This is a genomic window from Pseudoalteromonas sp. MMG005 (assembly GCF_018101015.1).
Lineage (GTDB): Bacteria > Pseudomonadota > Gammaproteobacteria > Enterobacterales > Alteromonadaceae > Pseudoalteromonas > Pseudoalteromonas aurantia.
Genome location: NZ_JAGJEK010000001.1, coordinates 369,621 through 384,081, shown reverse-complemented (window position 1 = coordinate 384,081; position 14,461 = coordinate 369,621). Strand labels below are relative to the sequence as shown.

The 14,461-nt window shown below is 40.0% G+C and carries 12 protein-coding genes; 3 read left to right on the top strand and 9 right to left on the bottom strand.

What is annotated here, in order from left to right:
• The first annotated feature begins 97 nt into the window (after nucleotides 1–97).
• The gene (gene rep, locus J8M01_RS01825; RefSeq protein WP_211056802.1) at nucleotides 98–2,113 is read left to right on the top strand and encodes a DNA helicase Rep; all 2,016 of its coding nucleotides are present in this window, start codon (nucleotides 98–100) and stop codon (nucleotides 2,111–2,113) included.
• On the opposite strand, the gene J8M01_RS01820 is transcribed toward rep, so the two are convergent.
• The 3 genes from J8M01_RS01820 to elbB all read right to left on the bottom strand — a co-directional run bounded on the left by J8M01_RS01820 (nucleotide 2,102) and on the right by elbB (nucleotide 6,053).
• Nucleotides 2,102–4,678 carry a diguanylate cyclase gene (locus tag J8M01_RS01820; protein ID WP_192508924.1) on the bottom strand — a complete coding sequence of 859 codons (2,577 nt, stop codon included), beginning with the start codon at nucleotides 4,676–4,678 and terminating at the stop codon, nucleotides 2,102–2,104. The genes rep and J8M01_RS01820 overlap by 12 nt on opposite strands.
• Before the next feature lie 154 nt (nucleotides 4,679–4,832).
• A complete protein-coding gene (locus J8M01_RS01815; protein ID WP_210995772.1) occupies nucleotides 4,833–5,222 on the bottom strand; it encodes a cytochrome c5 family protein in 390 nt (129 codons plus the stop codon).
• Between the two features lie 180 nt (nucleotides 5,223–5,402).
• A complete protein-coding gene (gene elbB, locus J8M01_RS01810; RefSeq protein WP_211056801.1) occupies nucleotides 5,403–6,053 on the bottom strand; it encodes an isoprenoid biosynthesis glyoxalase ElbB in 651 nt (216 codons plus the stop codon).
• Between the two features lie 433 nt (nucleotides 6,054–6,486).
• Between elbB and polA the strand changes: the two genes are divergently transcribed.
• Nucleotides 6,487–9,234 (top strand): DNA polymerase I, encoded by a 2,748-nt coding sequence (gene polA / locus J8M01_RS01805; RefSeq protein WP_211056800.1) that lies wholly within the window; start codon nucleotides 6,487–6,489, stop codon nucleotides 9,232–9,234.
• 77 nt (nucleotides 9,235–9,311) lie between these two features.
• On the opposite strand, the gene J8M01_RS01800 is transcribed toward polA, so the two are convergent.
• The 4 genes from J8M01_RS01800 to J8M01_RS01785 form a co-directional block, all read right to left on the bottom strand.
• Entirely contained in the window at nucleotides 9,312–9,827 is a 516-nt protein-coding gene (locus J8M01_RS01800) for a DUF2489 domain-containing protein (protein ID WP_192508920.1), read from the bottom strand.
• Nucleotides 9,827–10,405, bottom strand: a complete 579-nt coding sequence (yihI, locus tag J8M01_RS01795) for a Der GTPase-activating protein YihI (protein ID WP_192508919.1) — start codon at nucleotides 10,403–10,405, stop codon at nucleotides 9,827–9,829. Before yihI ends, J8M01_RS01800 begins: the two co-directional genes overlap by 1 nt.
• Entirely contained in the window at nucleotides 10,402–11,079 is a 678-nt protein-coding gene (locus J8M01_RS01790; RefSeq protein WP_211056799.1) for a class I SAM-dependent methyltransferase, read from the bottom strand. The genes yihI and J8M01_RS01790 overlap by 4 nt, the downstream gene beginning before the upstream one ends.
• A gap of 654 nt (nucleotides 11,080–11,733) precedes the next feature.
• The gene (locus tag J8M01_RS01785) at nucleotides 11,734–12,366 is read right to left on the bottom strand and encodes a c-type cytochrome (RefSeq protein ID WP_211056798.1); all 633 of its coding nucleotides are present in this window, start codon (nucleotides 12,364–12,366) and stop codon (nucleotides 11,734–11,736) included.
• Between the two features lie 310 nt (nucleotides 12,367–12,676).
• On the opposite strand from J8M01_RS01785, the gene yihA reads away from it, so the two are divergent.
• Nucleotides 12,677–13,315 (top strand): ribosome biogenesis GTP-binding protein YihA/YsxC, encoded by a 639-nt coding sequence (gene yihA / locus J8M01_RS01780; protein ID WP_192508916.1) that lies wholly within the window; start codon nucleotides 12,677–12,679, stop codon nucleotides 13,313–13,315.
• Between the two features lie 7 nt (nucleotides 13,316–13,322).
• Here the strand turns inward: yihA and J8M01_RS01775 are convergent, their stop codons facing one another.
• Together J8M01_RS01775 and J8M01_RS01770 are read right to left on the bottom strand one after the other, a co-directional pair.
• Nucleotides 13,323–13,841 (bottom strand): DUF1285 domain-containing protein, encoded by a 519-nt coding sequence (locus tag J8M01_RS01775; RefSeq protein ID WP_192508915.1) that lies wholly within the window; start codon nucleotides 13,839–13,841, stop codon nucleotides 13,323–13,325.
• Complete coding sequence (locus J8M01_RS01770; protein ID WP_247670932.1) at nucleotides 13,828–14,364, bottom strand: YceI family protein; 537 nt, start codon at nucleotides 14,362–14,364, stop codon at nucleotides 13,828–13,830. The genes J8M01_RS01775 and J8M01_RS01770 overlap by 14 nt, the downstream gene beginning before the upstream one ends.
• Between the last annotated feature and the right edge of the window lie 97 nt (nucleotides 14,365–14,461).

The following is a 14,461-nucleotide window of genomic DNA, read 5'->3' as shown; positions in this document are numbered from 1 at the left end:
GCTCATTTTATCACCTTCGTGAATTAATTGGTGGCTAGGCGCATGAGACGCTTTACGTTAAAATATGACTATTAATCGTATTTAAATAAGCACAGTAATGAAACTGAACCCAAAACAAGATGAAGCAGTAAAGTATATTAGTGGACCATGCTTGGTCTTGGCGGGGGCAGGCTCTGGGAAAACACGTGTTATTACGAATAAAATAGCCTATTTAGTACAAGAGTGTGAGTATCAGGCAAAAAATATAGCCGCTGTGACATTTACGAATAAAGCCGCTAAGGAAATGCGTGAGCGGGTACTGCAAACATTGGGTAAAAAAGAATCAAAAGGATTATGGGTCTCTACGTTCCACACACTTGGCTTAGAAGTGATAAAAAAAGAGCTTAAAACGTTAGGCTATAAGCCGGGCTTCTCATTATTGGATGATCAAGACACGAACCAACTATTGAGTGAGCTAACAGAGAAAGAGTTAGAAAAAGATAAAGATTTATTGAATTTGCTTAAAATGCAGATTGGTAATTGGAAGAACGAACTCATCTTACCACAACGGGCAATACAAGAAGCCCGGGAACCGCAAAAAGCGCTCTTTGCTCAGCTATATGCGCGATATCAAATTCAATTACGTGCCTATAATGCGCTAGATTTCGATGATTTAATCATGATCCCAACATTATTATTGGGGCAAAACTCGACGGTAAGAGAGCGATGGCAGAGTCGTTTTCGCTACTTACTGGTTGATGAATATCAAGATACCAATACTAGTCAATATCAATTAGTAAAGTTGTTAGTAGGTGAACGAGCTCGGTTTACTGTGGTAGGCGATGATGATCAATCTATTTATTCATGGCGAGGTGCTAAACCCCAAAATCTAGTGTTGTTATCGAAAGACTATCCTGGATTACGATTGATCAAGCTTGAGCAAAATTACCGTAGTGTGAAACGTGTTTTAAAAGCAGCAAATATTTTGATTGCGAATAACCCCCATGAGTTTGATAAAAAATTATTCAGCGAACTTGATATGGGAGAACCCATTCGTGTGATTGCGACCAGAGATGAGGAGCATGAAGCAGAAAGGGTTGTTGCTGAAATTATTTCTCATAAGTTTATGAAGCGAACAAGTTATCGTGACTATGCAATATTGTATCGTGGAAATCATCAAGCGCGGGTGTTTGAAAAATCACTGATGAGTAACAGGATCCCTTATAAAATAAGTGGTGGTATGTCATTTTTCTCACGTAGTGAGATAAAAGATATTATGGCGTATCTTAGGTTATTGGTTAATCAGGATGACGATAATGCATTTTTACGTGTGGTCAATACACCACGCAGAGAAATAGGGCCGGTGACCTTAGAGAAATTAGGCAGTCTAGCGAATGAACGCCATATTGGACTCTTTGCAGCGTGTTTTGAACAAGAGCTTACACATCGCTTGGCGGGACGCGGATACAATGCATTAATGGGGTTTGCGCGTTGGGTTGTGGAATTGTCAGATAGGGCTGTCCGTGGTGATACCTTAGAGGCGGTTAAAGACATGGTACGTGAGATCAACTATGAAGCCTATTTGTATGAGTCTTCACCGAGTGCCAAAGCCGCCGAGATGCGTATGAAAAATGTCTCTGAACTCTATAAATGGATCACTGACATGCTGACAGGGGATGCTGATAATCCACCTATGACTTTACCTGAAGTTGTGAGCAAATTGACATTACGAGATATGTTGGAACGTAATGAAGAAGAAGATGACAGTGATGCTGTGCAGTTATTAACTTTACACGCATCAAAGGGTCTCGAATACCCCCATGTGTTTATGGTGGGTATGGAAGAAGGGTTTCTACCGCATCAGACCAGTATCGATGAAGAAAATGTTGAAGAAGAAAGACGTTTGGCCTACGTGGGGATCACGCGTGCGCAAGAAACATTAACGCTCACTTATGCAAAGAATCGTCGGCAATTTGGGGATGTTTCAACACCGGAATTAAGTCGCTTCGTACTCGAGCTGCCACAAGATGATTTACACTATGAAGGTAAGAAAAAAACCGTGGCTTCGCAAAACGAGCGGATGGAACAAGGTCAAGCTAAGGTTGCTAATTTACGTGCGATGCTAAAACGTTAGTGTCTCTGATTCAGTCGGTATTGGTGGTGTTTGTCGCACATCAATAGCGGCTTTTTCAATATGATGTTGCTTACCAAAAAAGCGAGTTAAACCATGACTTTCAAGTAAACTTCTGAAGTTTAGTATGGCGGGTCCTTTTGCAATTACCTGCATATTTTGCAATTGTGTCACGGCAAGGATCCCCTTTAATTGTGCTTCATAACTGGTTTGCTGGAGAACCCTTTTACTAAAGGTCGAGCTAAGTAAAACATAGGTGAAATTGATTTGGCTTAATAAAGTGAGATCACACCGATCTTTGGCAAAATCATTGATCCCGATGATGTAACCTAAATGAGTTAACTCGCAGAGGTTGTCTTGTTGCTGATTGGAGGCATAACGAATTTCAGTTTCATCAAATATGAGGCATAAAGAATGGGTATGTTGTGCCAGTCGTTGGCATAGCTGAGCAAAGACTTGTTGATCCAATAAAATAGTAGAGCACGCAAAAAGTACATCTTGTTTGGTATCACGAGCAAGCTCTAATGCTTGAGTAAGCAGCAATAGTTCAATATCCACATGCTCTGCTTTTTCCGCTGCAAACTTTTTTAATATATCAAAACTGGTACTGCCTAATACAGGGTGTTCACCAAAAGCTTCAAGCATAGAAATATCATTATTTGAGAGACTTAAGTCAATTATATCAGTCCCTCTAAAATGGCTCGGTAATGCACTCAAATGGTGATACTCTGCCGTTTTATGGTTGCCAGTCGCAGCGGTTAATAATGGATGATAAAATTCATACCGACCACGACCTGCATTTTTAGCATAGTACATAGCGGCGTCAGCATCGCGAATAATTTCGTCAGTATTTTGGTAATGTTTATTACTGTATGTAATACCAATGCTTGCCCCACTCTGCATACATACACCTTTCATACAGAAAGGTTGTTGCATAACCTTAATGATACGCTTTGCAACGTCTTCCGCTTGCTGGCGATCACTTAAGTGATCTAATAAAATAACAAATTCATCACCCGCTAACCTTGCCAATAAGTCGTGTTCTCGAATGCACTCTAAAAATGCTTGTGCGACCCAAATCAAAAACTGATCACCGGCTTGGTGACCAAGTTCGTCATTGATCAATTTAAATTTATCAAGATCGATAAATAATACAGCGAAATTATGCTCAGGGTGACGCTGGAACTTTTGCAAGGTTTTTTCTAGTTGTGTTAAGAATAAACTGCGATTGGGTAAGCTGGTTAATGCATCGTGGTGCGCGTCGTGGTATAGCTGTTGCTCTATTTTTTTTCGCTCATCAATTTGCATTTGTAAATGTAAATTACTTTGCTGTAAGGCTTTGGTTTTTTCTGCAACACGGTGCTCTAATTGCAAGTGACTTGCTTTGAGCGCTTGATTAGCCAAATGAGTTTGTAGTACGGATGCAATTTGATTGGAAACAAATGAAATAAGTTCAATATCATCGTGGTTAAATTCATACTTATGATCATATGCCTGACAAGCAATTAAACCAATCACGCCATGTGCTGTTTTTAATGGGGCTCCCATCCAACTGGTAGCGAGTCTTTGCTGGTGATAATGACGAGTTCTAACCACAATACTACTATCAATTAAGGTTTTGGCTCTTTCAATATCAATTAGTTGGCTTTGCTCGGTACTTATTACCAGTTCACTGTAGCCTTTTGCAAATGGTCGAGGTTTGTAATGTGATACTTCGTCAACACAATATGGGAAGCTTAACCATCCGGTATTTTTGTCATAAAGGGCGATGAATAAGTTATCAGCAAAGGTAATAGAACGAATAATGTCATGAACTTGCTGATATACGTCGTCTATATCATTAAACTGTGTTGCAAGCTCAGATATTTTAAAGAGGATTTGTTGGCGTTCTAAAGCGCGTTTTCTTTGCTCGATTTCTTTATTCAATGCGTCATTACTTTGCATTAAAGCACGCGTACGAATTTTTACTTCGGACTCTAATAGCTCTCGCTTTTTCACTCGTTCAATAGCGGTTGCTAAATAAAGAGACATAACTTCAAGTAGTTCAATTTGTTGTTCGGTGTAGTGCTGGTCTTTTTGATAACTTTGCGAGACCATGACGCCGATAATCGTCTTGTCACGATAAATTGGCACACCAACCCAATGTTCTGCTGGACTGCCTAGTGCTCTGAATACCCCATCACGAGCTTGCTCTGTCATTTGAGACTGCGTCAGGTAGAGGGTTTTTCCTGTACGGAAAACATGGCCTGTGATCCCATCAGAAAAATGATGTGCTTCATGGAGAGGGACTGCGATGCCATCTTTTTCATCTACGAAATAAGATAATTCAAGCTCTTGGGAAAACTGATTTTGTAAAACAACATAAAAACTTTTACAGGGAAGGTGTTGGACTAAAATGTCATGAATTGCGGGGTACAACAATGTCAGCTCTGCAACCGTACTTGCTTGCTCAGATAATAAAATAAGAGCGTGCTGTAAGTGATTGTTTTGTTTGTGTTTTTTTAACAGGACCTCGAGTTTTTTATTTCTTCGAATGGTCTTGCGCAGTAGAGCTGCGGGATCTTCCAATGATTTAACCCAAAATTATTATTATTTGAACAATTATTAATCGTATATTTTCATTTTTATCAACAGGGGTCAAGCCAATCTTTATGATAAATACGAAAGGGGGTCGCTTATTCAGAGTTTTGCCGAAGATCTGACGTTCTTCGGCAAATGGGCGTTACTTTGCTGTCATAAAGTCGATCGCTGCTGTAATTTCATCATCAGAGCAATCCATGCAAGTCCCGCGTGGTGGCATAGCATTGAAGCCATTAATTGCATGATCAATTAATACCTCACGACCTTTGGCTAAACGGGTAGTCCAGTCGTCTGGCGTTTTAGGCGCACCTAGTGCACCAGTGCCATGACAAGCAAAACATGATGCTTGATATACTTGCTCACCAGAGCGAGGGCCGCTAGGGATTACTTCAGCAGGCGCCGCACCAGCTAAATAAACAGAGCCTACAGGTGCTAAACGTTTTTTAATTGCCTCTTCAGTCAAAGCATTGTCGTAAGGTTGCGCTATTGCCGCTGTAGATAGCAATAAAAGAGCCGCTGAAAGTTTTTTCATTTGTCTTGCCCACTTCGGTTGTGACGTGATCAATCACGATAGATGACGGAATTTTTAGCAATTATAACGTCACCTACTCATTTATAAAACGTAAACTTACTTATATCATCACAAAAAGGTTATTTTCTTGCGTTGTCGCAAAGAAGCAGGTGATTCATGCTATTGAATTTACGCAATGCGTTATGCCATATCAATAAGTTGCGTTATGGCTTTTGCAATCCCCTCTGAGGCTTCGGAGATTGAATTAGCCAACATGTAAGCGGGTGTGCATATGACTTTTTGTTGTAGGTCAATAACAATATCGTTGGCTGCACAGTCAACGTGCTTGGCTCCAAGTTGCTCTGTTGCGAGTGCAGTGTCAGGATCGTTACCGATGGTTGTGAGCGTCCCTTGTGGATGAATATGACCAATTAGTGCTGGGGCAATACATAAATAGGCAATGGGCTTATTTTGTTGACTAAATTCTTGGCAGGCTGCTTTAAAAATATCTAATATTGTAGAGTTCGCGCCCGAGAAAGCAAAGTCACTGAGGTTTTTAGCAACACCAAAACCTCCAGGTACTACGAGCGCATCAAAGTGTGAGGCATTTAATGTCGCGAGATCATGAATATTGCCACGTGCTATGCGCGCTGCTTCAATTAGGATGTTACGTGAGCCCTGTTGTGTTTCCCCATTGAGGTGATTGATGACGTGGTGCTGGTTTAAATTAGGTGCAAAACATTCATACTCGGCACCTAGTTGTTCTATATGTAGCATTGTCAGTACAGTTTCGTGGATTTCAGCACCATCGAAGACGCCACAACCACTTAAGATGATCGCAATTTTTTTCATGAAATGTTCTCGTTTAGTCAAGTATTAAAGGCTATATACTTGGAGTAGTGTAGCGACTAGCAAAAATATTATAAAGGATCTTCTGTGATCTTAGATCGTTTATGGTAGTATACCCTCCCGCTCGAAAATAGTAGCTTGATTTTTGAACGGAGTGTTCTAATATTTTTGCAGCGTAAAAATGTTTTTCCACATTTCTTAATTTTAATATATTAAAAAATAACATAGATTTTTTTATAAATATCAGACATTTAAACTATTCCGAGGGCATTTATCTTTATGTCAGCTGCGATTTTCTGTGTTTATCTACAAACTTATCCACAGATTGTTCCCCTAATTAGAGTACATTTACCTGTGTAATACTCCTCGTCTTATGGTTAGTCGTATGGCATGCTTACGATGTTTTTATTGAAGCTCATTTAGGATCCCCCTTATTATGTCTCAGATCCCAGAAAATCCTTTGATCTTGGTTGATGGTTCTTCTTATCTTTTCCGTGCGTATCATTCGCCTCCACATTTAACAAACTCAAAAGGGGAGGCCACAGGTGCTATTTACGGTGTTATCAATATGCTTAAGAGCTTATTGAAACAATACAAACCAAGCCATATGGTGGTGGTATTCGATGCGAAAGGGCCGACATTTAGAAATGAAATGTACAGCGAATATAAAGCGAATCGTCCACCAATGCCCGATGACTTACGCACACAAATAGAGCCTATTCACGAGATTATTAAGGCAATGGGTTTGCCGCTCGTTTGTATTAGTGGTGTTGAAGCTGACGATGTTATTGGTACATTTGCGAAGATCGCATCAGAGCAAGAGCGTGCAGTGCTAATTAGCACTGGCGATAAAGATATGGCTCAACTTGTTGATAAACATGTCACGTTAATTAATACCATGACGGATACGATCTTAGATCCTCAAGGTGTGGTTGATAAGTTTGGTGTTGCACCTGAACTCATTATCGATTATTTGGCGCTCATGGGAGATAAAGTAGACAATATTCCAGGGGTCCCTGGTGTTGGAGAAAAAACGGCATTAGCCATGTTGCAGGGCTTAGGGGCCATTGACAACTTATACGCTAATTTAGACAAGATTGCCGGCTTAGGTTTTCGCGGTTCGAAGACAATGGCGAAAAAATTGGAAGAGCACAAATCTCAACTAGAGTTGTCTTATGAGTTGGCTACAATCAAGTTAGACGTTGAAGTCGAGCAAGACTTAGATACGTTTGCTGTTACTGAAACAAATAAAGATAGGCTTATTGAGCTCTTTGCGGAGTGTGAGTTTAAACGCTGGCTTGCTGATTTATTAGATGGCAATGAAGCGGCAAAAGTAAATCAAGCAGTATCAGAACCGACAGTACCGACTGTAGAAGCAAACTATGAAACTATTTTGACCCAAGCGCAGTTAGATACGTGGTTAAAAAAGTTAGAAAATGCTGATTTAATTGCTTTTGATACAGAAACAACCAGTTTAGATTACATGCAAGCTGATTTAGTTGGGATGAGTTTTGCGGTAGAACCTGGTGAAGCTGCTTACTTGCCTATTGCGCATGATTATATGGGGGCTCCAGAGCAGTTAGACAAATCTCTCGTGTTTGAAAAAATGGGGAAAGTTCTTGCTGATCACTCAATCAAAAAAGTAGGTCAGAATCTCAAATACGATAAAAGCGTGCTAGCACGTGCTGGCTTAGTATTAAATGGGATTGCATTTGATACTATGCTTGAGTCTTATGTACTTAATAGTGTTGGCACGCGCCATGATATGGATTCTCTGGCATTAAAGTATCTAGGCCACAAAAATATTAGTTTTGAAGAGATTGCGGGCAAAGGCAAATCACAACTCACGTTTAACCAAATTGAGTTGGAAAAAGCCGCACCTTATGCTGCGGAAGATGCTGATATTACTTTACGCTTACACTTACATTTATGGCCATTACTGGAAGAACACGCATCGTTGCTATCTGTGTTTAATGACATTGAGTTACCTTTGCTGAAGGTACTATCAGAGGTTGAGCGCACAGGTGTTAGTATTAATAGTGATATGTTGGCACGCCAGAGTGTTGAAATTGCAGAGCGATTAACCGATATTGAAAAATCGGCTTTTGAACTCGCAGGTGAAGAGTTCAATTTAAGTTCTCCTAAGCAACTGCAAGCAATTCTCTTTGAAAAGCAAGGGTTACCAATAATTAAGAAAACTCCCAAAGGGGCACCTTCGACGGCTGAAGAAGTATTACAAGAATTAGCACATGATTACCCGCTTCCAAAGTTAATTATTGAACATCGAGGGCTAGCGAAGTTAAAGTCAACTTATACAGATAAATTGCCTAAATTGGTGAACTCGGATACTGGCCGTGTTCATACATCTTATCACCAAGCGGTAACTGCAACGGGGCGTCTCAGCTCAAGTGATCCAAATTTGCAGAATATTCCTATTAGAACCGAGTCTGGTCGTCGTATTAGGCAAGCATTTATTACCGACTCTAATAAGGTTATTTTAGCAGCCGATTACAGCCAAATTGAATTACGAATTATGGCTCACTTGTCACAAGACAAGGGGTTATTGAGCGCTTTTGAGCAAGGAAAAGATGTGCACAGTGCCACAGCATCAGAAGTGTTTTCAGTTGAGTTGGAAGACGTCACAGCTGATATGCGCCGGAAAGCTAAAGCAGTGAATTTCGGTTTAATTTATGGAATGAGTGCATTTGGCTTGGCTCGCCAGCTTGATATTCCACGCCATGAAGCACAGCATTATATGGATAAGTATTTTGAACGATTCCCTGGTGTGCTTGAATATATGGAACGTACACGTGAGGAAGCCGCAGATAAAGGGTATGTAGAAACCCTATTTGGCCGCCGCTTGCACTTGCCTGATATTAATGCGCGCAATGGAGCACGTCGAAAAGCCGCGGAGCGTGCTGCGATAAATGCACCCATGCAAGGTACTGCAGCAGACATCATTAAAAAAGCAATGCTAGATGTACATAATTGGCTACAAACACAATCAACAGATGATGTTCAATTATTAATGCAAGTACACGATGAACTGGTGTTTGAAGTTGCCACAGATAAGGTTGATGAGTTTAGTGCCGTGATCTGCTCCTTGATGTCTGAGGCGGTATCGTTAGACGTTCCACTTATTGTTGAAGCCGATTATGGTGAAAACTGGGAACAAGCACATTAAATCAAGCACGTTATAAAAAAACCCGATAGTAACTAAGTTACTTATCGGGTTTTTTATAAGGCTATATCCAGTTTCGCTTATTGGAAAACAACATTCTCACTATTTGGTAACGCTTGGAATTCCGTCGCAAGCTTTTCACAATCTATGATAATGGCACTTTCTAAACGCTCTTCTGCGCGCCATCTTTGTTTATCCATTTTGAAGATGTCTTTTTTAGAGTATTTTTTTCGACTCTCGTGTGTGGGCATATCCTTAACTTCTTCATACATTTGATATATTCCCGGATATATATCCGATAATACAATCTCTTTGTCGAAACTATACTGAGAGATGAGTACCCAAATCCTCAAACAGCCTTCGGAATACTCACATTGTTTCTCTTTCATTGCTCGGGCAATAAGGTTAATGCTATCCGCGAGATTTGCGTTACGTTTTTCTCGAGCTTTTTGTAGCTTGGCTTGCTGCTCTATTTGCTTTGAAGCAATTTTTGCTTTTTGGACTTTCAATTGCCAAAGCAGTTTACCGGCGTAAAATGATAAACTCGCAACAATAATTACTCCAAGGGCGATTAGAAGTACCCAAGTTATTGACATTACTTGTCCTCATCATCAGCTAGCCACTCATCAGCTAAATCATTACTGACAAACGATGACATAGGATCATCAGCTATGACATCTTGCTCTTCGAATTCGTCGTCAATGCCTAAGATTTCGCATAGCTCTTGATGGCGAGCAATTGCACGATTAAAATATTTTGCATCTTTACCAGTAAGCAGCTCACCACGTTCATGTCGGTCTAATAAAGCCATTAAACGTTCGTCATCTTCTAATTGGCTTAGCTCTTGTTCTGGGGTTAAGGTTGCTTTTACTTTCTTTAGCTCTACTTGAGGCGACAAATGACGCTGCAGTTTAGGTTCTACGACTGGAACTGTTTGTTCAGAGATCAACGCAATCGGCTTTTTACTTCCTACGCGCTTATCTTTGTTCTGTTGGTTGCCAGATACGGGAGTGTCTATTTTTGCATCTTGGGCATTACGCGAACCAGGCTTAGCCCCTTTGTGCTTTTTGGTGCGCTGCTCTTTAATTGCACGCAGCTCACGTAGTTTATCTTTGCTTAATCGTGGTGTGCCGTTACTAGGCGCTACTTTTCGATTTTTTTTCTCTCTAGTCATGATAGTTCTTCACTCAACGCGTGTTGCGTTATTGGTTTGGTAAGGATAATGACGTCATTGCCAATAAATTCGAGTTTGCAGTTAAACTGCAAAGCGATATATTCAAATGTTTTACGGCTAAAAAATGAAATATGTGTTTGATCATTTTTATAATGCCAGTTAGTGAAACGTTCAGCATTAATAACCAGTTTAGTCATTATAACAAGGGGTGCCTCAGGCTTTAATAAGCTGAATAATTGCGTTAGTACAGTTTGGGGATGAGCAAGGTGCTCAATAACCTCTGTACATGTAATAAAGTCGTATTTATCACGAAGTACCGTAATATCGTTTGCATAGTATAGGTCATATATAGCCATGCTATGTCCTGCATCTGACAATACTTTAGCGAGCAGAGGGCCAGGGCCACAGCCAAAGTCCAGACCACTGCTAGGCACTCTCAGCCTAAGAAGCAGAGGGTCACTCACTCGCGATAAAAATTGTTTATAGCCTAAGTCTTCAAGTGAGTTTTCATGACTGTCATAAATTGCCTTTTCTTGCGTGGGAGTGAGATGTTGGTGTTTGTCAACAAATACTAAATCGCACTGTTGGCATTGCCAATAATCACGGCGCTTATCGCTATGATAGAAGTTAATATCGACAGAACCACACAGGTTGCAATGAGAGACTGATTGCACGAGAAACTCTTAGGAAATAAATTAGGGCGGGTATTATAACAGCAATAAAACAATGCATAAATAAAAAGACGGTAGAGATCACTCTCTACCGCCTGCTAATCTGAGCGTCACAATTCGGACACTTCTCCCTTCGACTTTTTAAGTCTTTGTTATTTTTATTATGTTGTCATCCATTTTGTTTTTATTTTTACTTCCGTGCTTCTTTCCATATTGTTTTTATTATTAAACTTCCATGCATTTATTATTATCGGTCTTCTCTGACTCTTTATTGTTATTTCCTTTATGATGATACCCATTCGATATCAAACATGTCACCTACGCTTCCCTATCGACTTGTCCCTTTTATTGTTTTGCCTTGGCGACAGCAATTAATCTACGCTTTATTGAATTAGTTACAACTAATTAATAACAAAATTCTTACGGAGTGTTGAGTGAGTAAATTTAAAGTTCTTTTATTACATATATTTAATGTTTTTTTATAGATTAAAATAAGTTAAAGCGCACAAAGTGATATGGTCAATGTCTTACAGTGGATTTGAGATATATCGCAATCAGTGAATATAAAAAAAGGCAGCGTGATGCTACCTTTTTTTTACGTATGATAATTTTTTATCAGTACTTTATAATTTTCTATACAACTTTAGTCGTTACCTACTAATGTAAACCACTTAAATATTTGGATAATACTTCAATGTCTGTGTCAGTTAGCTTTTTCGCAATATCACCCATCATGCCATTCATGTCATTGTTACGACTACCATCACGGAATTTCTCAAGTTGAGCTTTGATATATTCTGGATGTTGGAATGATATTTTAGGGAACTTTGCTAATGATGTTCCATTACCTCGAGGACCATGACACGCGGCACATGACGGAATGCCTCGTTCAGCGTCACCGGCGCGGTATAATTTTTGCCCAACGGTTACAACATCTTCAGGCGTAGTTCCTGCATTCATATTTAAAGTTGAGAAGTAAGCTGCTAAGTCTTTCATATCCTGATCTGATAATGGCATAGCCATACCACTCATGACCGGCTCCATACGACCTTCACTACCACCTGATGTCATACCAAGCTTAAATTCCTTCAATTGCTTGTAGATATAATCGGCATGCTGCCCGGCAATTTTTGGATAAATATTAACAGGCGCATTGCCATCTGGGCCGTGACACGCTGCACACGTTGCAGACTTTGCTTTACCCGCTTCGGCGTCGCCATCAAATGCTGTTGCGTTGCTTGCTGACAACGTACCAAGCAACACTGTTAAAGTTAATGCTATTTTTTTCATGGTAAATTCTCTGTTTCCGACCCTGTAATCTAAAACCCAGGCGACGCGAAAAAGGTACTTTTCGTGCTGCTTGAGTGAACAAACTCTATCTTTACATTGCAATTTTTACATTCTACACGATATTGAATTCTCTGGCACGTTTTCTGCTCATATTAGACCTATAAATTATGAGGTTTTGACTTAGATTAAGTTTGTAATGTGCAAAATTCACCTTTTTATCTAGATTTGATCGTCATTGTTTGCTTTTGCACGGCGAGTATCTGATATAAACTATAGCGGTCATTGCTATTAGTTTTTTGTAGGAGAGCTTGTGCTCAAATCCCGTATTAAGTATAACACTGCTAGTTTTATTACCAGCGCCCCTGATATTTCTAAATTACCCACCGACGAAGGGATCGAAGTGGCGTTTGCAGGCCGCTCGAATGCAGGTAAATCCAGTGCATTAAATGCATTAACTGACCAGAAACTTGCGCGAACAAGTAAAACGCCCGGTCGTACGCAGTTAATAAATACTTTTGAACTTGATGCACAAAAGCGCCTCATAGATTTACCAGGATATGGGTTTGCTAAAGTGCCTATTGAAATGAAGAAAAAATGGCAACGTTCATTAGGTGAGTATTTACAAAAGCGTAAGAGCTTGAAAGGCTTGGTCGTGCTAATGGACATTCGTCACCCATTGAAAGATTTAGACATGGATCTGATCAATTGGGCAGTTGATAGTAAAATTCCAATTTTGGCCTTGCTGACTAAAGCAGATAAATTGAAACAAGGTAAACGTAAAGCTGAAGTGCTCCAAGTACGTAGGACCTTATCTGAATTGAATGCAGATATTACTGTTCATGCGTTTTCTTCTTTGAAGGGGATAGGTTTGAATGAGTTAGGATGGAAACTAGATGATTGGTATTTGGGGCCGTTTGTAAAAGAAGAAACAGCCGAGCCGCAAGAGTAGATCGTTATTAGCATAAATAATAGCGATTATTGGCTGAGTTGAGATAAGCCCCTTTGCTATCTTGCTCAGCTATATCAGCCCATTGATAATAAACAGAGCGCTGTATGCGAGCGGTCAGTCCGTTAGGCAGACAGAGATAAGGGACTACTTGCCCACAGTATAACTTTGTGATTAATGGAAACTGCTCACAAATGGGCCATTGTCTTCCGAGATTATCCTCACATACTATAACCGATTGCGTTCCTAGCTGATAAGTGGTCCAAGTTTTGATTAAAAAAGGTACGTCAGCGACCTGTATTTGACACTTTTCTGATGGGGTAATGAGTGTATATATACCTTGACTGTAATTTAATACAGATGCAAAGAGCTTCATCATTTCTAGGCGAGTAATTTCACTGCCTTGATGGAACCAGCGCCCTTGGTTATCGATCGACATATCAATTAACCCACAAGGGGCAGTTCGCCATAGTTGGGTTGGGGCATGCGGTGTTACTAACACCGCAATCAGTTCATTAAGACTTTTCATTGAATGTAAGGCTGAATGTAACTGGTACCGTGGTCGCAATAGTATCAAGACCCGCTATTTTTCTTAAAGCTTCAATACCAGACGTCAAACCATAGGAGGTTGAGTTGATTAAAATGGCGCGTAATGGGGCAATATGTAGCTGGGTATTGTACTTGTTAACGACTAAATCCATTCTTATGTTTTGCTTATGGCCATGCAGCTCTAGAGAAGCATTTACACCTTTTATTATTTGAGTGCCATTTTTTAAGCTTGAAAGTTGCTCTGATACGTTTGCTGAGACTTTTCCGCTTGGAAAATTGGTAACATTAAACAACATTGATTGCATACGTTGATTACGAATGGGGATCATAGACTCCACACTGCTCAAGTCAATCTCAAGCTGTAATTGTCCTTGCGCATCAATTTGTCCATGTAGTTTTTTAAAATGGTGATTTTCAGCAATGTGTGTTTTCTTTATAGATGTAAAGCTTAAATCACTATTTTGATTATCTAATTGCCATGCCGCGAATACGTTAGTAGACATGAAAGCTATAGCGAATATAAGAGGTTTTAGCACGATGAAGCCTTATTTTTTAAGCAGTAAAGGCTCATAATATCATGTGAAGGTGGAGAGAGTATGA